At 63.6% G+C, this 24,753-nt stretch carries 26 protein-coding genes and 1 tRNA gene; 14 read left to right on the top strand and 13 right to left on the bottom strand.

The window, feature by feature from the left end; genetic code table 11:
- Nucleotides 1-145 precede the first annotated feature (145 nt).
- The 7 genes from CFB17_RS03015 (at nucleotide 146) to CFB17_RS02985 (ending at nucleotide 5,980) form a co-directional block, all read left to right on the top strand.
- Nucleotides 146-1,168: a polyprenyl synthetase family protein gene (locus CFB17_RS03015; RefSeq protein ID WP_243389698.1), complete on the top strand. Its 1,023-nt coding sequence runs from the start codon at nucleotides 146-148 to the stop codon at nucleotides 1,166-1,168.
- Between the two features lie 52 nt (nucleotides 1,169-1,220).
- Nucleotides 1,221-1,297: transfer RNA gene (locus CFB17_RS03010), tRNA-Pro, on the top strand.
- A 226-nt stretch (nucleotides 1,298-1,523) separates the two neighbouring features.
- On the top strand, nucleotides 1,524-1,940 hold the full coding sequence (locus CFB17_RS03005; RefSeq protein ID WP_088559931.1) for an organic hydroperoxide resistance protein: 417 nt from the start codon (nucleotides 1,524-1,526) through the stop codon (nucleotides 1,938-1,940).
- A gap of 224 nt (nucleotides 1,941-2,164) precedes the next feature.
- Nucleotides 2,165-3,133, top strand: coding sequence for a small ribosomal subunit Rsm22 family protein (locus CFB17_RS03000; protein WP_088559930.1), 969 nt, complete (start codon nucleotides 2,165-2,167; stop codon nucleotides 3,131-3,133).
- A 77-nt stretch (nucleotides 3,134-3,210) separates the two neighbouring features.
- Nucleotides 3,211-4,143 carry an SMP-30/gluconolactonase/LRE family protein gene (locus CFB17_RS02995; protein WP_088559929.1) on the top strand — a complete coding sequence of 311 codons (933 nt, stop codon included), beginning with the start codon at nucleotides 3,211-3,213 and terminating at the stop codon, nucleotides 4,141-4,143.
- 38 nt (nucleotides 4,144-4,181) lie between these two features.
- Nucleotides 4,182-5,612 carry an FAD-binding protein gene (locus CFB17_RS02990; protein ID WP_088559928.1) on the top strand — a complete coding sequence of 477 codons (1,431 nt, stop codon included), beginning with the start codon at nucleotides 4,182-4,184 and terminating at the stop codon, nucleotides 5,610-5,612.
- Complete coding sequence (locus tag CFB17_RS02985; protein ID WP_088559927.1) at nucleotides 5,609-5,980, top strand: hypothetical protein; 372 nt, start codon at nucleotides 5,609-5,611, stop codon at nucleotides 5,978-5,980. The genes CFB17_RS02990 and CFB17_RS02985 overlap by 4 nt, the downstream gene beginning before the upstream one ends.
- Before the next feature lie 23 nt (nucleotides 5,981-6,003).
- On the opposite strand, the gene CFB17_RS19085 is transcribed toward CFB17_RS02985, so the two are convergent.
- Nucleotides 6,004-6,162 carry a hypothetical protein gene (locus CFB17_RS19085; RefSeq protein WP_165769393.1) on the bottom strand — a complete coding sequence of 53 codons (159 nt, stop codon included), beginning with the start codon at nucleotides 6,160-6,162 and terminating at the stop codon, nucleotides 6,004-6,006.
- Between the two features lie 485 nt (nucleotides 6,163-6,647).
- Between CFB17_RS19085 and CFB17_RS02980 the strand changes: the two genes are divergently transcribed.
- Together CFB17_RS02980 and CFB17_RS02975 are read left to right on the top strand one after the other, a co-directional pair.
- On the top strand, nucleotides 6,648-7,286 hold the full coding sequence (locus CFB17_RS02980; protein WP_088559926.1) for a phosphoribosyltransferase: 639 nt from the start codon (nucleotides 6,648-6,650) through the stop codon (nucleotides 7,284-7,286).
- 193 nt (nucleotides 7,287-7,479) lie between these two features.
- The gene (locus CFB17_RS02975; protein WP_207761917.1) at nucleotides 7,480-8,646 is read left to right on the top strand and encodes a pyridoxal phosphate-dependent aminotransferase; all 1,167 of its coding nucleotides are present in this window, start codon (nucleotides 7,480-7,482) and stop codon (nucleotides 8,644-8,646) included.
- A 48-nt stretch (nucleotides 8,647-8,694) separates the two neighbouring features.
- Here CFB17_RS02975 and CFB17_RS02970 read toward each other — a convergent pair whose 3' ends face one another.
- The 8 genes from CFB17_RS02970 to CFB17_RS02935 all read right to left on the bottom strand — a co-directional run bounded on the left by CFB17_RS02970 (nucleotide 8,695) and on the right by CFB17_RS02935 (nucleotide 18,110).
- Entirely contained in the window at nucleotides 8,695-9,447 is a 753-nt protein-coding gene (locus CFB17_RS02970; RefSeq protein ID WP_088559925.1) for a DUF2076 domain-containing protein, read from the bottom strand.
- 98 nt (nucleotides 9,448-9,545) lie between these two features.
- A complete protein-coding gene (locus tag CFB17_RS02965; protein ID WP_088559924.1) occupies nucleotides 9,546-12,068 on the bottom strand; it encodes an AsmA family protein in 2,523 nt (840 codons plus the stop codon).
- Between the two features lie 153 nt (nucleotides 12,069-12,221).
- Entirely contained in the window at nucleotides 12,222-13,004 is a 783-nt protein-coding gene (locus CFB17_RS02960; protein ID WP_088559923.1) for an ATP-binding cassette domain-containing protein, read from the bottom strand.
- Nucleotides 12,997-13,752, bottom strand: coding sequence for an ATP-binding cassette domain-containing protein (locus CFB17_RS02955; protein WP_088559922.1), 756 nt, complete (start codon nucleotides 13,750-13,752; stop codon nucleotides 12,997-12,999). Before CFB17_RS02955 ends, CFB17_RS02960 begins: the two co-directional genes overlap by 8 nt.
- The gene (locus CFB17_RS02950; RefSeq protein WP_088559921.1) at nucleotides 13,749-14,567 is read right to left on the bottom strand and encodes an ABC transporter permease; all 819 of its coding nucleotides are present in this window, start codon (nucleotides 14,565-14,567) and stop codon (nucleotides 13,749-13,751) included. Before CFB17_RS02950 ends, CFB17_RS02955 begins: the two co-directional genes overlap by 4 nt.
- Nucleotides 14,567-15,460, bottom strand: coding sequence for an ABC transporter permease (locus CFB17_RS02945; RefSeq protein WP_088560219.1), 894 nt, complete (start codon nucleotides 15,458-15,460; stop codon nucleotides 14,567-14,569). The genes CFB17_RS02950 and CFB17_RS02945 overlap by 1 nt, the downstream gene beginning before the upstream one ends.
- A 100-nt stretch (nucleotides 15,461-15,560) precedes the next feature.
- Nucleotides 15,561-17,177 carry an ABC transporter substrate-binding protein gene (locus CFB17_RS02940; protein ID WP_088559920.1) on the bottom strand — a complete coding sequence of 539 codons (1,617 nt, stop codon included), beginning with the start codon at nucleotides 17,175-17,177 and terminating at the stop codon, nucleotides 15,561-15,563.
- Between the two features lie 84 nt (nucleotides 17,178-17,261).
- On the bottom strand, nucleotides 17,262-18,110 hold the full coding sequence (locus tag CFB17_RS02935; protein ID WP_088559919.1) for a helix-turn-helix transcriptional regulator: 849 nt from the start codon (nucleotides 18,108-18,110) through the stop codon (nucleotides 17,262-17,264).
- Nucleotides 18,111-18,285: 175 nt separating this feature from the next.
- Here CFB17_RS02935 and CFB17_RS02930 point away from each other — a divergent pair, with 175 nt between their 5' ends.
- Together CFB17_RS02930 and CFB17_RS02925 are read left to right on the top strand one after the other, a co-directional pair.
- Nucleotides 18,286-19,251, top strand: a complete 966-nt coding sequence (locus tag CFB17_RS02930; RefSeq protein WP_243389696.1) for a fatty acid desaturase — start codon at nucleotides 18,286-18,288, stop codon at nucleotides 19,249-19,251.
- A complete protein-coding gene (locus tag CFB17_RS02925; RefSeq protein ID WP_207761916.1) occupies nucleotides 19,217-20,002 on the top strand; it encodes a phosphate/phosphite/phosphonate ABC transporter substrate-binding protein in 786 nt (261 codons plus the stop codon). The genes CFB17_RS02930 and CFB17_RS02925 overlap by 35 nt, the downstream gene beginning before the upstream one ends.
- A gap of 7 nt (nucleotides 20,003-20,009) precedes the next feature.
- Here CFB17_RS02925 and CFB17_RS02920 read toward each other — a convergent pair whose 3' ends face one another.
- A complete protein-coding gene (locus tag CFB17_RS02920) occupies nucleotides 20,010-20,519 on the bottom strand; it encodes a YaiI/YqxD family protein (protein WP_322112117.1) in 510 nt (169 codons plus the stop codon).
- 82 nt (nucleotides 20,520-20,601) lie between these two features.
- On the opposite strand from CFB17_RS02920, the gene CFB17_RS02915 reads away from it, so the two are divergent.
- Nucleotides 20,602-20,892, top strand: a complete 291-nt coding sequence (locus CFB17_RS02915) for a hypothetical protein (RefSeq protein ID WP_088559916.1) — start codon at nucleotides 20,602-20,604, stop codon at nucleotides 20,890-20,892.
- Nucleotides 20,893-20,911: 19 nt separating this feature from the next.
- Here the strand turns inward: CFB17_RS02915 and CFB17_RS02910 are convergent, their stop codons facing one another.
- The 3 genes from CFB17_RS02910 to CFB17_RS02900 are packed head-to-tail and all read right to left on the bottom strand — an operon-like array spanning nucleotide 20,912 to nucleotide 23,534.
- The gene (locus tag CFB17_RS02910; protein ID WP_088559915.1) at nucleotides 20,912-22,081 is read right to left on the bottom strand and encodes a glutathionylspermidine synthase family protein; all 1,170 of its coding nucleotides are present in this window, start codon (nucleotides 22,079-22,081) and stop codon (nucleotides 20,912-20,914) included.
- A gap of 17 nt (nucleotides 22,082-22,098) precedes the next feature.
- Entirely contained in the window at nucleotides 22,099-22,848 is a 750-nt protein-coding gene (locus CFB17_RS02905; protein ID WP_207761915.1) for a PspA/IM30 family protein, read from the bottom strand.
- Between the two features lie 29 nt (nucleotides 22,849-22,877).
- A complete protein-coding gene (locus CFB17_RS02900; protein ID WP_165769392.1) occupies nucleotides 22,878-23,534 on the bottom strand; it encodes a YjfI family protein in 657 nt (218 codons plus the stop codon).
- 123 nt (nucleotides 23,535-23,657) lie between these two features.
- Here CFB17_RS02900 and CFB17_RS02895 point away from each other — a divergent pair, with 123 nt between their 5' ends.
- Nucleotides 23,658-24,314, top strand: coding sequence for a DUF2491 family protein (locus tag CFB17_RS02895; RefSeq protein ID WP_088559913.1), 657 nt, complete (start codon nucleotides 23,658-23,660; stop codon nucleotides 24,312-24,314).
- A gap of 31 nt (nucleotides 24,315-24,345) precedes the next feature.
- A complete protein-coding gene (locus tag CFB17_RS02890) occupies nucleotides 24,346-24,753 on the top strand; it encodes a DUF350 domain-containing protein (RefSeq protein ID WP_207761914.1) in 408 nt (135 codons plus the stop codon).

Genomic DNA, 24,753 nt, shown 5'->3' with positions numbered 1-24,753 from the left:
CTGGTGTTTTCCTGGAACAACGGCCTTTGCTAGGGGCCGGGCTCGGTTGTAAGCAGGCCATGCACGAGAATGGCACAGACTTGCAAGCTATCGCATCCACACGTCATAGGGCGGGCTGGTAGGCCAGGAACGGGAGATCGGTTTGTTGAGTGTAACGGTGCCTCCTTTACGTTCTGACCAACGCCAGCGGGCGGACAGGCTCGATGGCGCACGTCGGCTGGTCGGCGCCGATCTTGAGCGCGTGAATGTATTGATCCTGGAGCGGCTGCAGAGCGAGGTTAGCCTCATTCCAGAGCTTGCCCGTCACCTGATCGCCTCGGGTGGCAAGCGGGTTCGGCCGATGCTGACCCTGCTGGCGGCCAAGCTTTGCGATTATGAGGGCGAGGCGCAGATCGCTCTGGCGACGGCGGTCGAGTTCATCCACACAGCAACGCTGCTCCACGATGACGTCGTGGACGAGAGCGATCTTCGCCGAGGCACGTCGACCGCCAATACGATCTGGGGCAACAAGAGTCCGGTGCTGGTAGGTGATTTTCTTTTTAGTCGCGCCTTCCAGCTCATGGTGGCAACCGACCGGATGCGGGTGCTCGAGATCCTGGCCAACGCCTCGGCTATCCTGGCCGAGGGCGAGGTAGCCCAGCTTGTGACGGCCAACGATCTCTCGACTACCGAGGACGCCTATCTTCGCGTCATCGAGGCGAAAACCGCATCGCTCTTCAAAGCGGCTTGCGAGGTTGGTGCGGTCATTGCCGATCGGCCAGCAGTCGAGGAGCGTGGGCTCGCGGATTATGGCACGCATATCGGCATCGCGTTCCAACTCGTCGACGACGCGCTGGATTACGCGGCTTCGCAGGCCGAGCTTGGCAAGACCGTCGGCGACGATTTTCGCGAGGGGAAGATCACGCTGCCGGTCCTGCTTGCCTACAATGCGGGTAGCAGCGAGGAGCGTGCCTTCTGGGAAAGGACGATGGAGCGGCTCGATCAGTCCGAGGTCGATCTCAGTCAGGCGCAGGCATATCTCAGCCGTCACCAGGGTGTCGAGCAAACGATCGAGCGAGCGTGCCAGCATGGTGCCCGCGCCAAGGCCGCCCTCGATGTGTTTCCTTCGTCGCCAGTGCGTGACGCGCTCCTCGACCTTGTCGATTTCTGTATCGAGCGCGCCTACTAGCGCCGGCTGGGGCTTGCCGAACCCGGTCGCCCCTTCTATAGACCGCCGCAGCCGGAGTGTAGCTCAGCCTGGTAGAGCACTGCGTTCGGGACGCAGGGGTCGCAGGTTCAAATCCTGCCACTCCGACCACCGACAAGGCTTTTGTCGGTTCGACAATGACTAAGGGTTTCCCGAGACGCGACGCGCGTCCCCCGTCATTGAACAAGCGCCATGCGCTAGAGCCAACGCCACACATACCTTCGCCGATGCTGCGAGTATCGTAGCAAGCCTTGAGAAGATCCCTCGACGAGCAACATGAAGGGCTGGGCGGCAAAGCGGCCGTCCGCGCAATCTGGTCAGCCTCAAGGAGACGGGCATGGAAATCCTCTATACGGCGACGGCGACATCCAAAGGCGGTCGTGACGGTGGTGCCAAGACCTCGGATGGCAAGCTCGACCTCGCCCTCTCGGTGCCCAAGGCCATGGGTGGCGATGACGGTCCGGGCACCAATCCCGAGCAGCTTTTCGCCTGCGGATACGCAGCCTGCTTTCTTGGTGCGCTCAAGGCCGTTGCCGGCAAGGAGAAGATCAAGGTCTCAAACGATACGACCGTGACGGCCAAGGTCCATTTCGGCAAAAAAGAACCGGGATTTGGACTGGCGGTTGAACTCGAGATCAATATCCCGGGCATCGACAAGGCCCAGGCAGAGGATCTGGTGAAAAAAGCACACGAATTCTGCCCTTATAGCAGGGCCACCAGGAATAATATCGACGTTAAGCTCACGGTTGTCTGAGCCCTGGCGTTCGGGTCGGGCCCGTTCCGACTGTCACGAGGACCACCTGTCACCTTATATAGAAAACCGGGTCATTTGGAGAATCGGGCTCGCCCGCCAGTGAGCCCGGCATGCCAGAGATGATTGCCGTTAGAGCCATCCTGGATGGATCGAACGACAACCAAGGGATAAAGCCCTGCATGGACGTCGGGTTCGTCGTCAACGAAGTAGGCTGAGCAATAGGGATGGACCTGCCGGTCAGGCTCAAACAAGCAGTTGATGACCTGTTGCATGGTCATTCGGCGAACGAACTCGGCCGGCACGCAGCCTTGCTATCAAAGCGCTACCGTGCCGAGATCCGCGATGGTCGGCACCATATCGCAGATGAGGCATCGGCCCTGGCATATCTGGCCGTTCGACTGCCGGCGACATTCGCCGCCACCCATGCGGCCCTGACGGCGGCTTGCAAATGTCTGCCCGACTTCAAGCCGGCATCGCTGCTCGACCTCGGTGCCGGCCCGGGCACAGCCGCCTGGGCGGCGGGCGAGATCTGGCCCACGCTCCAGCGCGCCCTCCTCGTCGAGGCCAGCCCGGCGATCCGCCAGCTGGGCCAACGCCTTGCTGAAGGCCTAGAGGTCGATGCCAGCTACCTGGATGGTCATCTCGAAGGATCTTTGGAACTCTTGCCCAAAGCCGACCTCGTGACGCTGACGTATGTCCTGGACGAGATCGATCCCGCCCGGCGCCCTGCTCTGGTCGAGCGTCTTTGGTGGGCGACGACTGGCCTTCTTGTCATTGTCGAGCCGGGAACGCCCGCTGGATGGGCGCGCCTGATGGCGGCGCGTACGCAACTCCTGGACCAGGATGCCTGGATGATCGCCCCCTGCCCGCACAAGTCGGCCTGCCCGCTGGCTCAGCCGGACTGGTGCCATTTCGCTGCACGGGTGGCGCGCTCGCGCCTGCACCGCCAGGCAAAAGAAGCCGCCCTGCCCTGGGAGGACGAGAAATTTATCTATCTGGCCGTCGCGCGGATGCCTGGAGGACCGGCGGACACCCGAGTCATCGCACGTCCGAAACGGGACGTCGGCCATATCTCGCTCAAGCTTTGCCATCCAGACGGCAGCGCTGAATGGAACTCCTATGGTCGTCGAGCCAAGACCAGCTACGGATTGGCAAGGCGCGCCGATTGGGGCGACGCCATTCCTCTGCCCTAGCCGCCTGCCCGGCTATGGCGTTCCTCTGCTGGCTGCGGCATGACACAGCGACAACGGCATGAACCGGGAGGCTAAAAATGAGCGAGCAGGTGTCGGAATATCTCGTCGTTGATCCAAGCTTCAAGCGCCTTTTCAATCCAAATCAGCGACTCTTAAAGCTGTTCACCGGCTGTGCCTGGGCAGAGGGTCCGGTCTATTTTCGTGACCAGGACGTATTGCTGTGGTCGGATATTCCCAATAATCGCATCCTGCGCTTCACCCCGGATCAGAGCGGGCTGCAAGGCAGCGTGTCGGTCTACCGCCAGCCATCCAACTATGCCAACGGGAACACGCGCGATCGTGAAGGCCGCCTGATCTCCTGCGAGCATGGCGGCCGCCGTGTCAGCCGTACCGAATATGACGGCAAAATCACCGTCATCGCCGACAATTCTCAGGGCAAGCGACTGAACTCGCCAAACGACGTCGTCGTCAAGTCCGATGGGACGATCTGGTTCACCGATCCGCCCTACGGTCACAAGAGCGACCTCGAAGGCCACAAAGGCGAGAGCGAGATCGGCGCCAATTATGTCTACCGATTCGATCCTCGCACCGATCGGCTCGAGGTCGTGGCCGATGACTTCACCAATCCCAACGGCCTTGCCTTCTCACCTGACGAGAAGACCCTCTATATCGCCGATACCGGCAAGAGCTTTGATCCGAACGGGCCGCTTCACATTCGCAGGTTCGCCGTGAGCGAGACAAACGCGCTCTCGGGCGGCGAAGTCTTCGCCGCACCAGATGTCGGCGCATCCGACGGCTTTCGCTGCGATACCGAGGGCAATGTCTGGACGTCGGCTGGGGACGGTGTGCATGTCTTCAATCCCGCCGGGGCGCTGTTGGGCAAAATCCTGGTGCCAGAGGTGGTCGCCAACATCACGTTTGGCGGCTTTAAGCGCAATCGGCTCTATATTTGCGCGACGACGAGCCTGTACGCCATCTATCTGCCGGTGAACGGCGCCCAGGTACCTTAGTGGATCGCTTAAGCGCGAAAACAGGAAAGGTTTGATCATTGGCCGAGCAGGCAGTGGCAGGCAGCGTTGCCAAAGGGAGATCGCCAGCAGCGCGGGCCGAGGCTGCATCAACCGGACAGGCTGGGAGGGTGCATCCGGCCCACGAGGCCCGCAAGGCAGTGCTGGCGCGCGCCATGCGGCAGAACGGTGTCGGCGCGCGCCTGCAAAAAACGACGACCAATCTCTTCCGTGATCGGCAAGAGGCGCCGGCCAAGCGGCTCGATGTCAGGTCGATGAACAATGTTCTAGCTATCGATACCGAGCGCGGGTTGATCGATACCGAGGGCATGACGCCCTATGATGGTCTCGTCGATGCGAGCCTGCCGCATGGCCTGATGCCAACCGTCGTCCCGGAACTCCGTTCAATCACCATTGGTGGCGCCCTGGCGGGTATCGGCATCGAAAGTTCATCCTTTCGCTATGGCCTGGTGCACGAGACCATCGAATCGTTCGACGTCCTCCTGGCCGACGGCGAGGTCGTCACCTGTCGCGCCGATAACGAACATAGCGACCTGTTCTTCGGCTTTCCCAATACGTTCGGCACGCTCGGCTACGCGCTCCGTACGATCGTCAAAGGTCACCCTAGCAAACGCTATGTAAAGATCGAGCATCGCCCGGTCGACGATGCCAGCGCATTCGGCGAGGCGTTGGCATCGGCATGTGCAAGCGACACCTTTGACTTCGTCGAAGGCGAGGTCTTTGGCCCGGGCCGGCATTATCTCTCCACCGGCCGCTTCGTCGACGAAGCACCTTATGTCAGCGACTATACGTTTAAGCAGATCTATTACCGCTCGATCCCAAACCGCCTCGAGGATTACCTGACTGCCCGAGACTTCATCTGGCGGTGGGACACCGACTGGTTCTGGTGCTCGAAGGCGACAGGCGCGCAAAATCCCCTGCTGCGCCGGCTGGTGTTCGGCCCTAAACGATTGAATTCCCGCGTCTATATGCGGCTCCTTCAGCTTTCGAGCCGCTACAGCCTGCTTGAACGTCCCTACCGGCTGCTGGGCTATCGATCAGAATCGGTAATCCAGGACGTGCCGATCCCGGTCGAGAAGCTTTCGGTCTTTCTCGAGTGGTTTCACAAGGAGATCGGCATCGCCCCGGTCTGGTGCTGCCCAGTGCGGGCTTACGATCCGCAGCACCGCTATCCGTTGTTCCCCCTCGAACCCGGCCAACTCTACGTCAATGTGGGCTTTTGGGACGTGCTGCGCCGCCGTGAGGACCGCCCCCGCGCCTATTACAACCGGCTGATCGAGGCCAAGGTGAAAGAGTTGGGCGGCCTGAAGTCGCTCTATTCCGATGCGTTCTACGAACGAGCGGAATTTGACAGGATCTATGATCGTGCGGCCTATGACCGCCTCAAGGCGCGCTACGACCCCAATGGCCGGCTCAAGGACATCTACGACAAATGCATTCTCGGCGCATGAGCCGCCCCAGCGGCGGCCTGACGGGGCATCAGACGATCACGGCGATCTTGTTCCTGGGTATTTTATCGCTGGGTGCCTGCGCCAGTGAATCGAGTGGTCAGTCGGTCGAGCGACCAGGCGATCGTGGGTATCTTTGCGACGATGGCCGGCTCGCGGTGCTCAGGCAGACCGATCCGAGTGAGATCGCGCTCGACCTTGGGGACCATCGATTGTTCCTCCGCCGAGGAGCGGATGGGACCTATTCCTCGGGTGCCAACATCCTGGTCATGACAGGGGCCGGGGCAACTCTGAAGACGCCGCCCTCGGCCCCCACCTCATGCCGAAGCTACAATCCCCACGAGGCCCTGCCTCCGCCGGGTACTCCCTAGGGGCGCCTCAATCATCAGTCGAATTAATCCGCAGCGCCCTGGATCTTTTCACCGGCCTTCTCGACGGCTCGGCCGGTTGCGGCGGCATTGTCGCGCGTATCTTCCTTGATACCGGTCCAGGTATCGCCGCAGGCAGCGAGGAGGAATGGAACGAATGAAAGAACGAGTAAAGCGCGTTTCATTTTACACCCGATTGCTAGGATGGCGCATTAACCCGACTGCAACCCCAAGGTTCCGGTTGCCTTCGATATCCGCTGGGCCGTGTGATCTCAGTATGCCGGTCGTCACCTCGGGCATGATCGAGCCGATCATTATTTCGTGCGCAAACCGGCGAAATTCGCATGTTCGAAGGGCTCATTTGATGGTAGTCGGGGCCGCCAACAAACGGTAGAACCAGGGTTCGCCTTGTCAGCGGACAAAAGGAGCAAGGTGAGCTAGATCCTCCCCTTTCGACGAGGCGACCACCGATCAACGCTTTCTCATCAAAAATTTATGCGAGACTGCGCGACGTATCGGCTATGCCCTGTCAGCGACGATACGGGCGCTTGACGCAATGAATTGTCGACCCCCGATGGGCTCCGCCAGCAGCTTTGCGCGCTGGGAGAGCCCTTAACGGGGGCCGGGACAGACCAACAAAGCGGGTACCGCCCGCTGGAGAGCAGATTCGATGTTCGAAGATAGGCGAGATGCCGGTCGCCGACTGGCGGCGCGTCTCTTGCACCTGCGAGGCCAGCAGCCGATCGTTCTCGCATTGCCCAGGGGTGGCGTGCCGGTAGGACGAGAGATTGCCCAGATACTTCATTGTCCCCTTGAGGTCGTCCTGGTTCGCAAGCTCGCAGCCCCCTGGCAGCCGCAACTGGCCGCAGGCGCTGTTGTCGGCGGTGCCGTAGTGGAGACCGTGCTGAACGAAGACGTGATCAAGGCGCACCGCATCGATCCCGGCTATATCGCCCGGGCATCCGCCCGTGCGCAGGCCGAGATCGAGCGTCGCCGCCTGTTCTATCTCGGTGAAAAGCCACCGGTCCGGCTGGATGGCCGGACAGCGATCGTCGTCGATGACGGCGTGGTAACCGGTGCCTCGATCCGCGCGGCCCTGAAGTCCGTCCATCGCGGTGGCCCGGCAAGGATCGTCGTCGCCGCGCCGGTAGCCCCTCGGGAAGCCGTCACCCTCCTGGAGCAGGACGCCGACGAGGTCATCATCGACACCGTTGCCGAGGATATGGGGGCCATCGGCTTCTTCTATCGCGATTTCCACCAGCTCGACGACGAAGAGGTCATCGACCTTCTGGACGACATGGTCGCCTGAGCGGCGACCCGTCCTTCGTACTCTATCAGCAAAACAAATATCTGAACGGCGACGTGCACCCAGCACGCGGCCGCCCAGGTGTTCATGTGCCTTCCTCTGGCTAAAGCGACGCCGGCTGCCCCTTGACGGTTTCGTCGCGAAGCCCGATGGGAGCCGCCCGAGTGAATCGTATCAGCCGAAGAGGATCACGGACATGCAGCTTGCGGCCTCCATGGCGCGGCTCGGAACCGAGAGCGCGTTCGAGGTGTTGGCACGGGCCGTCGAGCTGCAGGCGAGCGGACGCGATATCATCAATCTGGGCATCGGCCAGCCGGATTTCGCCACCCCGCCCCACATCGTCGAGGCCGCCATTGAGGCACTGCGGGCCGGACACCACGGCTATACGCCCGCCAACGGTATCCTGCCGCTGCGGGAGGCTGTAAGCGAGGATCTGCTCAATCGCCGCGGCATGGTCGTTCATCCCGACCAGGTCGTCATCGTTCCTGGCGGCAAGGTTACCATGTTCATGGCGATCGCCATGTTCGGCGAGCCTGGCGCCGAGATCATGTATCCTGATCCTGGTTTTCCGATCTATCGCTCGCTGATCGAGTGGAGCGGCGCCAAGGCCAAGCCGATCGGCCTGCATGAAAGCAAGGGCTTTGCTTTCTCGGCGGACGAAGTGCTGGCCGGCATCAACGACCGAACACGTCTCATCATCGTCAACTCGCCGGCCAATCCGACGGGTGGGATCGTTCCCAAGTGCGAACTCGACCGCCTCGTCCAGGGACTCGAGCGCTTCCCCGATGTGGCAATCCTCTCCGATGAGATTTATGCCCGCCTTTGCTATGACGGTTGTCAACACGCATCCCTCAGCGCCTATCCCGAGATCGCTGACCGGCTGATCCTTCTGGATGGCTGGTCAAAGACCTATGCCATGACCGGCTGGCGGCTGGGCTACGGGGTCTGGCCGCGTCATCTTGCGCCGCTTGCCACCCGCCTTGCCGTCAACACGCATTCCTGCGTCAACGCAGCGACGCAATGGGCAGGACTTGCTGCTCTCAAGGGATCGCAAAGCGACGTTGCTCGCATGACCCAGATTTTCGCGGCACGGCGCAAGCTGATCATCGAAGGGCTTAATCGGATTCCGGGCTTTCGCTGCGTCACGCCCGGTGGAGCCTTCTACGCCTTCCCCAACATCGAAGGTACGGGTCGCTCGGCCCGAGTCCTCCAGGACGAACTCTTGGAGACCTGCGGCGTTGCCACCGTGGCGGGCACGAGCTTCGGGCAATTTGGCGAAGGGTATCTTCGCTTTTCCTATGCCGCCGCCAGCGAGGCGATCGAGACTGCACTCGCGCGGATCGCGGCCTATCTGGCTGGCTAGAGCGCAGCAGACGCGACCGGAGGACGCGGTCTGCCCTGGCTAGCCCGGTCAGACGTCGTAGCTGCCATCCCCACCATCAAACCCATCGTCGCTGTAGCCGCTATCGTAGCCAGCGTCTGTGTCGTAATCCGCGTCTTGGCTGGCATCCTGTGCCGGGTCGTCGGTACTGTCCTGACCGGCTGCGTCCTGGCCGTCATCCTCGACGATCGTCTCGTTGATCGTCTGGTTCTCGATGATGGTCTCGCCGGGCGCGTAGCCTGCACTGCCATAGCCACCAAGTCCGCCGCCGTGGCTAAAGAGGCCGGAGATGGCCTCGGCAGCCAGGTAGCCGCCGGCTACGCCAACGGCGGTCTGCGCGGCACCCCTTAGGAACGAGCCACCGCCTGACATCGTCTGTGGATAAGGTTGCTGTGCGGCATATCCCGCCTGTGGCTGGCCGTAGGCCTGCGGTGCCGTTGGGGCGGGTGCTGGCCGTACGCCGGGCTGGCTGCCGAACCGTAACGATTGCGATTCCGCTGGGGCCGTCGGTCGGACGCCCCAAGGGCCCGCCACCGGAGCTCGCGGCATGAAGCTTGGCACCTCCTCCTCGCGCGGTCTCTCGGCCTGGCGCAGCTTAGCCTCGGCTTGAGCCAGCGCAGCTTCCTGGACGAGAACACTTTGCGCCAGGAAGTAGGCGGCGTAGGGACGCTTGGCCATCTGCTCGCCGATGAAGCGATCGGCCTCCTCGTCACGCCCCGCCCCGGCGTTGCGGTCCAGACGGTCGAACAGACCCTCGAGCAGCTTGCGTTCGTCAGGCGTCATGATGCTGGCCTCGCGCTGTTAATATCCTGCGGCAGATGTGGGGTCGAACGATGACCACGCAATGAATAATAGGTTGGAATACCTTCATCTCCGACCTATTACTGCACGACGCCCTCACAGGGGCGATCATCTTTTGAGCCCAACTCGATGAAGGGAACAAGCGCCGCCAGTGGGGCCATCGCCCAGCCAAGCGGCCGGTTTTCGACATAGCCCGGCGCCGGCGCCACCGAGGGATTGCGCATCGGCCCGCCGATCGCGATCGGCATGCGCATGCTACCAATGCTGGCATCCCTCGGATAGGCGTGAAACATAAGGTCCATCTGCTCATTGCCAAGATTGATCTTGCCCTGGAGCGTGAGCTTGTCGGAAGGCGTGTCGACCAGGACGGTCTTCGTGCTCACCATGCCGTTTTGAACGTCGAGATCGGCGATGGCGCAGCGGATCTGGGTGTTTTCGCTCTCGGTGCCCATGAGCCGCTTGATATAGGTGACGAGCACCTGACCGAGGTCGATCCCGGCAAGTTCCGGCAACAGGCGATCGACCGATCCTCCGGTCATCGTCAAGGCGATGCGCCCATCGGCTGTGGCCGCCATCTGTCGCACATCGGCTCCCTGGCCCCGCAGCTGCGCGCGCCCGCTAAAGACGCCCAGGGCGTCATTGGTGAAGCCGAAACGCCGCATGAAGTCGTTCAACTGCAGGCTGCGGATCCGCATGTCGAGATTGCCGGCCACAGGCGTCTTGCGCCCATCGATGGCGGCCAGGGCGTTGATGTGGCCGCCGGCGATTACCGCCTCGAAAGGCTCGAGGGTGATCAGTCCGTCTTTAGCGATGACATGAAAGGCCAGATTTTGGATCGGCAGCTTGGGCGCGATCACGGACTTGCCCTGAAAACGCACGTCGAGATTGAGGTTTTTCCAGGCCGCGGCGTCGATCTTGGCATCCGGAATGAGGCGTTGTTCCGCCGCGAGCTTTTGCGCTGCCGCCTTCTGCTCCGGGCTTGCCGCATCCTTGGGGCCAGCGCCGGGGGGCGCCCCCACGAGACCGGCAAGATCGGCAAACTCGACGCGGTTCGACTGGAGATCGGCTTTAACAAAAGCGGGCTTGGCCGCGATGTTGACGGAGACGTCACCTTGGACGTCGCTGTTGCCGACCCGGCCGTCGAGGCCGTTGACCGTCAAGAGGTTCCCGGAGCGGCCAACCCGTCCAGCCACCTTATAGGGAGGAAGGGTGATTTTCGGCAGCCCGAAAATGTCCAGGATCTCGGCCAGATCCTGGCCCTTTGCCGTGCTGGCAAGATCAACGCCCTGTCCATGAAGCAAGTCGTCTATGCTGCCCTTGGCGGTCATGGTCGTGCCGCCGAGCGTCAGCGCGGCGTCGATATCGGCCCCCTTATCACCGCGCCGCTTCGCCCGGGCATCCAGCGCATAGGCGGGAACGGGTTTCTCCGTCAGTCCGGCCAGCGGCAAGAGTTTGCCCAGCTCGGTCCCCTTGGCATTGGCGTTGAGATCGAGTTCGCGCAGCTCGGCCAGCGGCCCGGTCGTGCCGGCGGCGATGTCCAGCCGGTCGTTGCCGAGGCTGCCTGTTATCGTCAGTGAATTTCGCTCACCTTCGGTCTTGCCGATGGCCCTTAGGTTGAAGGCAGGCACGGGTCGGGCACCCAGGCCGAGCATTTCGAGGAGCGCCCCGGGTTTGGGCGAGACGGCGGTGATGTCGAGGTTCAGGCCTGCCAGCGTCGTCGGATCGCCAACGGCGCCGTTCCCTTTGATCATGTTGTCGCCTAGGGATACATCCAGATTGACGAGCCGCCAGGCATCGGCGTCACGACCGACGGTCACGGTCGCGTCATAGCCTGGCAGCCGGCCCTTGGTCGCCACGCCCGCCAATGCCAGGAGCGGACCAGCGTTCTCGCCATTGCTCGTGGCCGTCAGCTCGAAGCCGTCCTGCGGTGCCGCGGGATTGTTGATCCAGCCGGCAAGCTGAGCCCGCTGGGGTTCGGCGCTCTTGCCGTCAAGGTCACGGACGCCGAGATTGGCCTTGATGTCATAGCGCTGGACGCCACGGGTCATGGACGCGCTGAAGGTGCCAGCCAGATTGCGGCTGCTCATCTTGTCCAGATAGTCGATCGAGCCGTCATCGATGTGTATCTCTCCCAGTTCCGGGAAGGTCGTCGAGCTTTGCTCCGACTGGTCCTGATTGCCCCCGCTCTGCAGCTTGTCGAATTGCCAGTTGTTGCGGCCATCGGCCAGTCGCACAAGCTGGCCCTCGGGGCGGTCGAGCGCGATCTCCGGCAGGACGATCCGGCCGGTGAGCAAGGGCCAGAGCGCGATGCTGACCGCGGCATGCTGGACGCTGGCCATGGGCGCGCTGATGCCTTGCTCCTGCGCCCAATCGGGATTGCCGATCGTCAAGGGCCCGAGACCTATGCTGAGGCCCTGATCGTAGCCAAGCGTGATCGGGCCGGTAAGCACGACCTCACGGCCCAGGGCGTTGGAGGCCTGTCGGGAAATCATCGGGTCGAAATAACCCCGCTGCAGCAGGACCACGACGATGATGAGGGCCACGACCACCAAGCCCACCAAACCAGCCAGTGTCAGCGCGAAAAACTTGATCCAGCGTGTCATGAACACAAAGACCTACAGGCGGGACTGTTTCTTATTAGCGCCAATAGGCGATGAATGTTCCGTCATCGCCGCATCATGTACGCAGATTCGCGTCGGATCGTTCGCCGCGATGATCTCAAGTCCGCCCGTCTGCTCTCCCGGACTTAACGCCTGTCAGTCACCGCCTTTCGTCTGGGCCGGCGGCAGCCGCAGCCGGGCGGCAAGGAGATGCCGGGCAGCATCGCTGGCGGGTTGCCGGAGGATGCGCTCAGCCGGGCCCGTCTCGACGAGACGCCCGCTTGCCATGACGGCGACGCGGTCGGCGAGAATGGCGGCTGTCTCCAGATCATGGGTGATGACGAGAAAGCTTAGATTGCGCTCGGCCTGCAGGCGTTTCACGAGTGCCGCCAGTCGCAGTCGCCGCACGGCATCCTGCGCTGCCATCGGCTCGTCCATGATGATGAGGCGCGCATCCGCCAGGAGGGCGCGGGCCAGGGCCACTCGCTGGCGCTGGCCGCCGGAGAGCGCATGCGGCGGCCGACCGAGCAAGCCGGGATCGAGATCGACATCGTCCAGGACCGCATGGATCAGCGCTGTCCGCCGGCTGCGGGCGATGTCGAGGCGAACGCGCAGGGGGTCAGTCAGGAGCCGCAGCACGTCGGCTCGTGGATTTAAGGCAGCCAGCGAGTCCTGAAAGACCATCTGCAGCGCGCGGCGATGGCGGCGGCGAGCGGCACCGCGCAGTCCTACCAGATCGATGCCGTCCAGGTGGATCGCGCCGGCATCCGGCTCGACAAGGCAGAGGATCAGGCGTGCGAGGGTCGTCTTGCCGACACCGGAGGCGCCGATCACGACCAGTGTCTCGCCGGCCGTCAGGCTCAGATCGACATCGACCACAACGTCCTTGCCGTGGAAGCGCTTGCTCAGGCCCTCTACCCGCAGGAGCGGCTCAGTCATGGGCGTGAAGCTGGCGGTGGGCCTGGACGAGGGAGCGGGCGGCGGCGTGCCTGGGAGCCAGGATAAGATCTTGTATGGGCTGGCGCTCGACGATCAGCCCCTCATCGATGATGAAGGCATCCGCTGCGAGATGGGCCGCCAAAGCGAGGTCGTGGGTCACGAGGAGGATCGCCATCCCACGCGCCGAGGCGATGCTCTGCAGCAGGTCGACGATATGGCGTTGGGTAACGGTATCCAGCGCCGTCGTCGGCTCGTCCAGGATCAGGAGTGCGGGATCGGCGGCGATCGCCGCAGCGATGGCAACTCTTTGGCGCTGGCCGCCCGAGAGCTGGTGGGGATAGGCCTGCCCGATGCGGTCCGGCTGGGGAAGATCGAGCTGGTGAAAAAGGCTCGTCGCCTCTTCCATGGCGCGGCGAGAGGATCGGTGCCGATGCGCCCGGACCACCTCGGCCACCTGCTCGCCAACCCGGAGGACCGGATTCAGGGCGGACATCGGATCCTGGAAAACGAGGCCGACATCGCGGCCCAGCCGCATGCCGGCCGGCAGCCCACCCCAGACGATCTGCCCTTGCATCCGTGCTCCCGGTGGCAGCAGCCCGGCGATGGCCAGCACCGTCAGGCTTTTGCCCGAGCCGCTGGCACCCAGAAGGGCCGTGCGCGAGCCGGGTTCGATGACGAGATCGACCTGCCGCACGGGCAGGCTCTGGCCAAACCCCACCTTGAGCCCGGTTACGTCGAGCAGGCTCATCGAAGACGCCTCGGATCGAGGAGCCGGGTCAGCCCATCGCCCGCGATGCCGACCGAGAGGACCGTCAGGCAGATGGCAGTACCGGGAATGAGTGTCAGGGCCGGTGCGCTGCGAAGAACGCTGCGGCCATCGGCCACCATGCGCCCCCAGGTAATGCGGTTGGGATCGCCCAGACCGAGGAACGACAAAGCGGATTCAACCAGAATGGCGGCGGCGGTAATGATGCCGATCAGAGAGAGAACCGGCGGCAGGGCATTGGGCAGGACCTCGCAAAAGGCGATCCGTGCTGGAGGCATGCCGAGAAGACGGGCGGCGTCAACGAACTCGCGGCTTCGCCAGCTGCGGACTTCGGCTCGCGTCAGCCTGGCAGGTGCTGGCCAGGCACCGGCCGCGATCGCCAGGACGATGACCGGCAAGGAAGGTCCGAGAATGGCCACCAGGGCCAGCGCCAAGAGAAAACCTGGAATGACCTGGAAGGCCTCGACAATCCGCATAAGGAACTCGTCGAGCAGGCCGCCCGCGAAGCCTGCCACCGTGCCAAGCACGACACCGACAAGAAAGGCCGCAGCAGTGGCGCTGCCAGCGATCAGCAGCGTGTTGCCGGCCGCATGCGCCAGCATCGCCGCGACGTCGCGGCCAAGTCGGTCGCTGCCCAACGGGAGATGCGGATCGGTGAAGGGCGGCCGAAGTGGCTTGCTGACGAAGGCCAGCGGGTCACCTGGCCAGAGCCAGGACGCGAGGCAGGCCATGGCCAGAAGAAGGGCCAGGAAGGCACCGCCGGCCGCCGCCTCGATCAAGCCTGGATGGCGACGCATCAGCTGCGGACCACGCGCGGGTCCAGCTTCGACTGCACAAGGTCGATCAGGACATTGATGAGAATGACGAGCAGCGCGCTTATGAGAATGATACCCAGGAGGAGTGGCGCGTCCCGGCGCGTGACGGCCTCCGCCGCCAGTCGGCCCAGCCCCGGAATGGCAAAGACGCTCTCGATCACGACGCTACCCCCGAGAAGCGTCCCGGCCTGGAGGCCCAACATCGTGACGACGGGCAGAATCGCATTGCGCGCCATGTGCCGCAGCAGGATGCGCCGGCGCGCAAGGCCCTTCGCGCGCGCGGTGCGCACATAGTCCTCACCTGCGGCCTGCACCATGCCGGCCCGCATCAGCCGCTGGTAGAGGGCGGCGTAGCCGAGCCCGAGCGCGCTTACCGGCAGCACCAGATGCTTGGCCACGTCCAGCACATGCGAGAGGCTCCCTTCGCTCGCGGTGAGACTGCTGATGCCTCCCAAGGGCAGCCAGGCGAGTTTCAGTGTGAATAGCAGCATGAGCATGAGGCCGAGCCAGAAGTTCGGGATGGCACTGAGGATCAGACTGAGCGCGCGCAAGATGCCGTCGCCGATGCCATGGGGCCGCATGCCGGCCAGGATGCCCATGGACGTGCCCAGGGCGGCGGCGAAGGCCAGAGCGGTGCCCGAGAGGAGCAACGTATTGGGTAGGCGCTCCAGGATGAGGCCGACCACGGGGCGATCGAAGGCTACCGACCAGCCGAGATCGAAATGCAGGAGCCCTGACAGATAGAGGCATAGGCGCGGCCAGAGGCCAAGGGACAATCCCCATGCGGTCCGTAGACCCGCGGCATCGCCGCCTGCCCCGCCTGTCTCGGCCAGATAGGCATCGACGGCATCGCCGGGTGCTGCTGCCAGCAACATGAAATTGACGATGCTCACGATGAGCAGGACAAGCAGGCCTGTCCCCAGGCGTCGCGCCGCGAAGCGGGCAAGCCTGAAATTCACGCCTTTGCCCAGGGGCTCAGGCCAGCCACGTGTCGGCCCAGTTCGAGACAGCCCAGCGAGGATTGGCGGCAATGCCGCGTACGTTGGGGCGGGCGGTTGTCAGCATCGTGAAGTCAACGACCGGGATGATCGGCAGTTGCAGGCCCGCATATTTCTGGAAGCGCTGAAAGACGGTGATCCGCATGATGGGGTCGGTCGCGGCGGCCGCCTGAGCGATGATGTTGTCCATCAAGGTATCGGCGTAGCCATACTGGTTGGAAAAGGGCACACCCGCCGGAATGCCGCTCTTATAGAGTATGGTCGTCGAGATGCCGGGATCGTTGCGATAGGCCGGTGAGCCGATCGCCAGATCGAAACGATGATCGGTGTAGACGGCCTGCTGATGGGCAGCCGGGTCCAGGACCGTGATGATAGCCTCGATGCCGATCCGAGCCAGGGCCTGCTTCAGGTAGTCGCCCATTTGCAAAGTCTGCTCGAACCAAGGAGCCGGTAGCAGGCTGAGGCTGAAGCGCTTGCCATCGGCGCCGCGCGGATAGCCCGCCTCGTCCAGCATGCGCTCCGCCATGGCCGGATCGAAGGCGTAGTGCGGCACGCTCTCCTCGAAGAATTGCGCATCCGAGCGTGGCACGGGCCCCGTGGCGGGCGTGGCTCTGCCCATGAAGATCGTGTCCGCCACCTGCTTGCGATCGACGGCAAAGGCGATCGCCCGCCGCACGCGGACATCGGCCAGTTCCTTGCGGCGATGATTGATTTCGATCATCACCTGGTAGGTCAGGGCCTCATAACCTTCCTGGTCGACCTGCATGCCTTCCTGCTGGGTGAGACGGTCGATATCGGCCAGGGAGACGGCGGAGAAGGCCGCGACGTCGATGTCGCCCGTCTCGAGTGCGGCGGCGATCGCACCTTTGTCGGGCAGCACGCGATAAAGAATGCCGTCGAGATAAGGCTGGTCCTGCTGCCAGTAGCCGACATGGCGTTCAAGCCGGTAATAGTCGCCTTCCTTGTGCTCGACGAAACGAAAGGGACCCGTGCCGACGGGCTGCTTGTTGGCGGGGTTGGTCATGATGTCGCCGCCTTCATAGAGATGGCGCGGCAGCACGCTCGTCAGTGCCGGCATGGCATTGCGGAACAGTTGGAAGGGCACGGGCTGCGCGAAACGCAGGATCGCCGTCGCGGCATCGGGTGTGTCGACCGCTTCCAAGGAGGCAAAGACGACCTGCCCCAGATTCTGCAGCTTGCGCCAGACTTCAAGCGCGGTGAACGCCACGTCCCTGGAATCGAAGGGCTGGCCGTCATGCCAGGTCACGCCTTGACGCAAGGTGAGGCGCACGCTCCGCCCGTCCGGTGCTCCCTCCCAGCCCGTGGCCAGACGGGGGACTTGGCCGATGGGGGCGCCGTTGGGCGCGAAAGCCTGCTCGGCCAGCGGCTCGACGACCTTGCTGGCGACGAAGAAGACTCCGTTGGAGGCGACGATGGCGGGGTTGAGATTGCGCGGTTCGGTATCGGCGGCGACCTTGAGGATGCCGCCTTTGCTGGTCGTCGCCGCAGACGGATGGCGCAATGGCAGGGACAGCCCGAGGGCGGCTGCGGTCCCCGTCCTCAAGAGGCGACGGCGTGAGAGAGAACGGGTCATCGGGCTGGTCCTTGCGCGCTTCGCCATGGCGGTAGGCGGCCTGGATGGTTGCCGTCAAGCATCCTCGGGCCCTGCGCCGGCGACCTAGCGCACCAGTGGTAGCAGGGATTCGAGCCAGGGGCGGGTTCTGGTCGCGGTTATCGTCGCAGCGCGGATCAGCCGATCGACATGCTGCGCCAGGATGCGGATGTGCTCGGTCGAGCGGAAGACAAAATAGTTGCGGCCGATATAGATGGCCGCGCGTTGTGGGCCAAAGACCGTCACCGGTGCCGAAAAATCCTGGCGTCCATCATAGAGAAACCAACGAAAGCGTGGATAGAGTTCGTCGACGAGGCTCATTGCATGGAGGATCTGTTCGCGCCGGAGCGACCGGTCCAGCCCCTGCCAGCCACCCTCGCCCCGTGCAAAGCTTTCCATCGTCTGGAACGGCATGGCTGTTTCCATCTCCGTGTCCGGCTCGCGCAGATAGTCCAGCCGCGACTGGGTGATGCCGATCCGCCGCTCGGGCGTGGGTACGGCTGAGAGCCCATACTCGAAGCGGATGACGTCGTCTGTCTTCAAGACGTCGGGGAAGCTCGCGGGCACGTGGCGGATCTTGTAGCCGGCCGCCTCGCGATGCCAGCGCAACAGCCGCTCATCCAGATGCGAGAGAGCGTCTGATTCGACCTGAAGGCTCTCGTGCAGCACATCGGCCCCAAGCCCGTCACGCTGACTGAGGCCAAAGAGCCAATCCAGTGAGACCTGGAAACTCGTGGCGATGCCAATGACCGACTCCATCCTCGGCAGGCGTTCATTTCCAGGCGCGAGCAGCTGGGAAAGGGTGGACCGATCGATCTGGACCCGCTCGGCAAAGGCTGTCTGGCTCAGTTCCGACTTTTCCAGCACCTGAATGAGGCGCTCGCGGAAGAGCCGAACCATCACGCGCTTATTCATCGAATTGCCTGCAGATCATTCACATCAATCGCTTCGAATTCGCATCAGTTTGTCGATTTAATATTCCATATTCACGTGTTGTGATCAAACGCCGCAAAAGTCACGCATTCGCTCGTTGCCTCGTCATTTTTCGAGCATCTCAATGGTGGAAGACCGATGCGGGGGATGCAGGGGGATGGCAGGTCGGGGGATCGAATGGCCGACTATGGGTCTGACGGCCCTGGTCTATGGCGGCTGGTTGGCGCTCACCTATTTCCACAGTGACATCCCGCTGGTCCTGCTTCTGCCGGCGGCAGCCTGGTTCATGGCCTGGCACATGTCGCTGCAGCACGAGGTGATCCACGATCACCCGACGCCCTTTCGATGGGTCAATGACTTTATCGGCTTTTGGCCCCTGGGCCTGTGGCTGCCTTATGCCATCTACCGGCACAGCCATCGATGCCACCATCAAAACGACAGGCTTACCGACCCGATCGACGATCCGGAAAGCTACTATCTGACACCGGCGCAGGCGAAGAGGCTGCGCCATCGCTTCGTACATTTCTATCGCGTCATCGACACGCTGGCCGGCCGCGTCGTGCTCGGGCCGCTGCATGGCATTCTGGTCTTCCTGGCCGGACAGGCGTGGCGGCTGATGACGGGGAATCGCAAGCTCTTGGGGATCTGGGCCCTGCACGCGGCCGGCATTGTGCCCATCCTCTTCTGGGTTCTCGTCGTCTGCGACATGTCGCTTTGGTCCTATCTGCTGGTCTTCGTCTATCCCGGCTTTGCCCTGGCGCTGGTCCGCTCCTTTGCCGAGCACCGGGCAGCGCCGGCCACAGCGCACCGGACGGCGATCGTTGAGAATGCCCCGGTTCTGGGGCTGCTGTTCCTCTACAATAACCTTCACGTCGTGCATCACGACAAGCCGGGCCTGCCCTGGTACGCGATCCCCGCCTATTACCGCCGTCACCGCGAACGCCTGGTGGCCGGCAATGGCGGGCTCGTCTATGATGGTTATCTGGATGTCGCCGATCGTTTCCTGTTTCGCCCGCATGACCGGCTGGTTCATCCAGCCTATCCGGAAGAGGTGACAGGCTATGACAGCTCGGATCGCCAGCTTGGGCATGTACGACGCGCCGTGGCTACAGTCGGCGAATGACGCCGTCTGGTCGGCGCTGGCAGCGATCCTTCAAGATCGCAACCTGAAGGACGTCCCCTCAAGCCTGGATCGCCGGGCGGCGCCGCCGGCGGTTTGGCAGGCCCCCGACCTTCTCATGGCGCAGACCTGCGGCTATCCGCTTCGCACCTTTCTTCGTGGCCGCGTCCGCTATGTGGCGACCCCCAGCTACGCTTGGCCCTGCATCGAACGGGGACGGCATTGCAGCGTCGTCATCGTGGCGGCGGATTCACCGATCGAGGAGGTTGCCGAATTGCGCGGCCAGGTCGTGGCCGTTAATGGGCCCGACAGCAATAGCGGCATGAACCTGCTGCGCGCCTTGATCGCCCCGCATGCGGCCGGTCGGCCGTTCTTCGCCCGGGTCCTGCCGACCGGCGCCCATCTGGCCAGCATGGCGGCCGTGGCCAAAGGCTATGCGGGCGTGGCCGCGATCGATGCCATCACCTATGGCCTGGCCGCCCATCATCGCCCGGAATTGACCGAAGGCCTGCGCGTTCTTGCCGTTTCCGCGTCGACACCGGGCCTGCCGCTCATCACCAGCCTTGCCACCAACGCGGCTGAGATCGACGTCATGCGGGCGGCCCTGCGGGATCTGATCGCCGATCCGGCGGCGGCGGAAGGGCTGGCGATGCTGGGCATCTCGGGCTTCGAGGTGCTGGAGGAGAGCGACTATGACAGCATCCTCGACCTTGAAGCCCAGGCCATCGTCCAGGGATACCCGGTTCTCGCCTGAGAGTGGGCTACTTGCCCGTTCGTCGGATCGCCTGGATGGCCGTGTCGAGCGCTTGCAGGAACTGACTGCGATCCTGCTTGGAAAAGGGACGACCGCCACTCTTGATCTCGCCTGCCTCACGAAGGCTGGTCATGAGGTTGCGCATCGCCAGATCGGCGCCGATCGAGGCCGGCGTAAAGGGACGGCCGTTCGGGGCGATGACGCGGGCCCCCGCCTTGACGCAGCGATCGGCCAGCGGAACGTCGGCGGTGATGACGACATCGCCCTGCTCCGCCCGCTCGGCGATCCAATCGTCGGCGCGATCGAGGCCCTCCGTCACGGTCACCCGTTCGATGCGCGGGTCGTCCGGCACACGCAGATAGGCGTTGGCCACCACGAGGACCGACAGGCCATAGCGTCCGGCCACGCGATAGATCTCCTCCTTGACCGGGCACGCATCCGCATCGATGAAAATCTTGAGCAGCTTGGTCCTCCAAGATGAGAGATTGGGTGCCGGGGCGACCGGATCAGGCGACAAGGCGCGGCTAATCCTCTAGGCAGGCGGCAAGGCACCATTGCCGCGAACGCGTCGACGTTCAAGTCAGGGAAACGGAGAGCCGATGAGTGCTGCGCTGCAACCCCTCTTCCTCTGGCTGGTGAGTCGGGATCTGGCCTTGCAGATCGTCGGTATCGCCGCCTGCGGCGTCGCCTTTTTTGGCGGCAGCCACCTGGATGTCGGGGCCCGTACCTTCCTGGGCATCGCCTCGGCCCTCATCTTGGCCCTGGCCTCCTATGCCAAGATCATGGCGGGCCACCTGCCGCCGGACCGGCGCCGCATCGAGCAGATCTCCCTGCCGCTCTATCTGGTCTTGGTCGTCGTCATCCTCTGGTTCGGCATCGACTTTCTCTAAAGCCGGCACTTCCCGACCGTCATTCCAGGATGATATGCGGCACGAAGCGCGAGAGATCGCGCGTGATCCTGCTCTTATCCTCGCGCAGCCCCATGCCGCAGGCCTCGCCGTTCACGATCCAGGCGCCGACGACCATGTGGTTGCCCTCGACCTCGGGCAGTCTGGCATAAAGCTGCAGGACATGACCCTCGGCGCCATAGGGACCCTCGGCCGTTTCTTCCTCCTGGTCCAGATCGAGGATCGTGACGTTGGCGCCCTCGCGCGAAAGCAGCGGCTTGCGGACATAGCGCGCATCGAGCATCGCCCTGCCCTGTGCCTCATCCTCGAAATAGGCGGGCAGCAGATTGGGATGGCCCTCGAACATCTCCCAGAGCAAAGGGAGAATGCCCTTGTTGGAGAGGATGGCTTTCCAGGGCGGTTCGGTGAAGCGGGTATCGGCGCCATCGAGATGAGCGGCATAGTCTTCGCGCAGCAGCCATTCCCAGGGATAGAGCTTGAAGAGATGGGTGATGGCCTCACCCTCGAGCCCGGTGAACTGGCCCTGCGTGTCGATGCCGATCTGCTCGATGTCGAGATAGCGGGGAATGAGCCCGGCCTGCAGGGCGCAATCCTCGAGATAGCGCACGGTCCCGCGATCCTCGGCGGAACCGGCCGCCGCCGCGAAATGCATCGGCCAGCCCGGCGGCACGCCTAGGCTGGCCAAGCCCTCGATTAGGCATTCCTGGACCCGGTTGAACTGATCGGCGTCGGCCGGCACCTGACCCGCCTGGATCGCCTCCTCCAGCCAGAGCCACTGGAAGAACGCCGTCTCGTAGAGACTGGTCGGCGTGTCGGCATTATATTCGAGCAGCTTGGCCGGGCCCCGGCCGTCATAGGCAAGATCGAAGCGGCCATAGAGAGCGGGCTCGCGATCTCGCCACGAGCGGCGGATCAGGTCGAAAAAGCGCTCGGGGATGGCCAGACGGCGAAGGAGCCGCTCATCCTCGACGACGCGATCGACCAGCGACAGGCACATCCCATGCAGTTCTGCTGCCGGCTGATCGATGCCCTCCTCGATCTCGCGCAGGCCGAACTGCCAGCACGCGGTCTCGTCCCAATAGGGCTGGCCGTACATGGTGTGGAAGACGAAGCCCAATTGCTCGGCCTGCGTCTTCCACCAGGGCCGCTCGGTCATGTGCCGTCGCTGCATCCTCGCGCAACCGTCGCTCAGGTGATCTGCCGGCGCGGTCCCTCGATCGCGGCGGTCGGGCGGTCCTCGGTGGCCGACCCGAGTTGCTTGGCCTTCAGCCGCTCGAGGACAGCGGATGCACCACCGGGCGCTCCGCCAATGCCGGCTGCGGCCAGGCGGGCATCGAGATCGGCACCGGTTTCCTCGCGTTGCAGTTCCTCGGCCGCCTCGTATTGCAGCGACTGCTTGGCTTGGCGCTGCTTGATGCGATCCAGCGAATCCATGGCGTTTTGCATGCGGGACTGGGCGCCGGAATGCCGGCTGGCGACCGCCGCCTGGGCACGCTGCACCGAGGCCGTGGCCTTGACCGTATCGACCTGCGATTTCATCCGCCTGAGATTGGCCTCCGTCTTGCGGATCGTCTCGCGCAGACCGCGCTCATTGGTCTCGTAATGCGAGGCCGTCTCGGCGGCCGCCGCGCGCTCGCTCTCGAGCTGGGCGATGCGCTCGGCCACCTCCGTCGCCAGTTTCTCTTCGCCGCGCTGGAGGGCAGCTCCCGCATGTGCCTCGTATTCGGCAATTCGACGGTCGATGTCGACGATCTTGGAATCGGCCATGCGGCGCTCGGCGATCAGGCTCGCAAGGTCGGTCCTGGACTGGGAAAGCGCCCGATCGGCGTCCCTGATCTCCTGATCGAGAATGCGCAGTGCCTGATGGTCGACGACGGCCTGGCCGCCTTCGCTGGCCGCCCCCCGGACGGCGGTGAAAATCTTGGAGAGAATGCCCATGGTCTTGCTGTCCTGCGGTTGGCGCGTGCTCAGGCGACGCGATGGACGTGCGATTCGAAATGCTCGGTGGCGTCGATGGCGTTGTCGGCCAGGGTCTCGAGCTCGATCAAGACGGTCTCGAAGCTCGATTCCGAGGAAAGCGCCCCGAAGATCTCATACCAGAGCTCGCCCTCGGCCGTGGTCGTGATGCCGTAGGTCGAGAGTGGGATCATCTTGTGCGTCAGGAGAAGCTCACGCTCGAACGCGGGTTGGTCGGCAATCGATGCCACGGGCCAAAGGAGTACGCTCATCACGATCTGCGAGCCCGCCACCGAGACCGTCACGGGCAGGTCGCCGAAATCATGCATGGTCAGATGCATGACGGGCTCGGCCCCCTCGACCATGTCGACAGCGAACTCGCCCTCCCTGGCCTGTGACGAGGCGGCAAAGGCGGCCTGGAGCGTCTCGACGCTCCAACGTTTGGCATCGCTCATGGCAAGATCGCTCCTTGTGGCTGGCTCGGCATGTCGCCCGGGCGTTTGCGGGAACGTGTCGATGCGGGGCGGATTATGATGCTGCAGGGCCGATTCGAACAGCCGAACCAGATCCGCATATTCCGGCGGCACCCAGATCTCCCGCTTGATCAGGCCCCTGGCACGCAGGCGGTCCCGACGACGGCGTTGGTAGAGTGCGGCGCGTTCCGGCATGCGTTTCCAAGTCATTTATGACATGTCATATGACATGGATGGTCCAACATGTCAAAATCGGGATGGATTGCGCGATGGCGCGATCGCCGTCAGAATGACCGGCGTGAGCAAAGGGACGGTTGAATGTTCGGACGGTTGCTTAAGTCGCTTGGCGGTGGTGGCGCCGCGGAGACCGAGGGGGCGCCCTCGCCGCTAGGCGTGGTCATCGGCCAGCCATTCTTTATCGATCCACTGGCCGTTCGCCTCCTTGGCGCGGATTCCCGGCTCATCCTGCCGGAGACCTCGATGATCGTGGCCGCACGCGGCCTTGTCGATCTGGGGGACGGCTCCTTCGTGCATCGCTACTATAGCGAGGACAACACGATGGTGCAGGCACTCACGAATGGTGGTCACGCGGCCGAGCACATAGCCGAGGTGACGCTCTACCGGCCGCTCCAGAGCTATTATCCGAACGAAAGCGACAGGGCCGCCTGGTCGCAATGGGAGGCCAAGCTCAAAAGCGCGCGCCTGGCGCTCGAGGACGGCACCAGCTACGAGCGCGTCTGGTTCGCCGAGACGCGCGGTCCGGCCGATCCCGTCGTCTTTTCCGAAGCGGTCAGGGACAGCGAGGACGAACCGCCAGCCCGGCGCGTCGACCAGCGGGCCATGCTCTTCAGCCGCGTCCTTGCCTCGGGCAAGCCCGAGTTTCTTCTGGCGGCCATCGAAACCATCCCGACCGGACGCTCGGTCGAATTGATGGTGGGCATGGACCTGGATCGCGCCAGCCTGTCGACCAGTTGAGCGGTTTGGCCGCCCTTGAGGAGGATTCTCATTGCATATCGCGCAATCGCTGGCGGGTCTCCCGGCCTTCATAGCCTACTATATCGTGGGTTGCGTTCTCCTGGGGCTCTACGGGCTCGTCTATACGCGCCTTACCCCCTATGACGAGATGGCGCTGATCCGCGCCAACAATGTCGCGGCGGCAATCGCCTTTGCCGGCTCGATCCTGGGCTTTATCATTCCACTCGCGGCCGCGTTCGTGAACTCGGTCGGCCTGTTCGACGCGGTCGTCTGGGGTCTTGTGGCCCTTATCGTGCAAGTGGGCGCCTATCGGCTGGCGCGCCTGCTCATCCCCGGGCTCTGCGAGCGCATTCCCGAAGGCGAGATGGCGCCAGCCATCTATCTTGCGGTGGTCTCGCTGACAGGCGGCATGCTGCAGTCGGCCTGCATGAGCTATTGA

Origin of the sequence: Arboricoccus pini, from assembly GCF_900187945.1 — a bacterium.
In the GTDB taxonomy this organism is placed as follows: domain Bacteria; phylum Pseudomonadota; class Alphaproteobacteria; order Geminicoccales; family Geminicoccaceae; genus Arboricoccus; species Arboricoccus pini.
The sequence above is the reverse complement of the archived record's forward strand: the minus strand, read 5'-3'. Positions and strand labels throughout refer to the sequence as shown.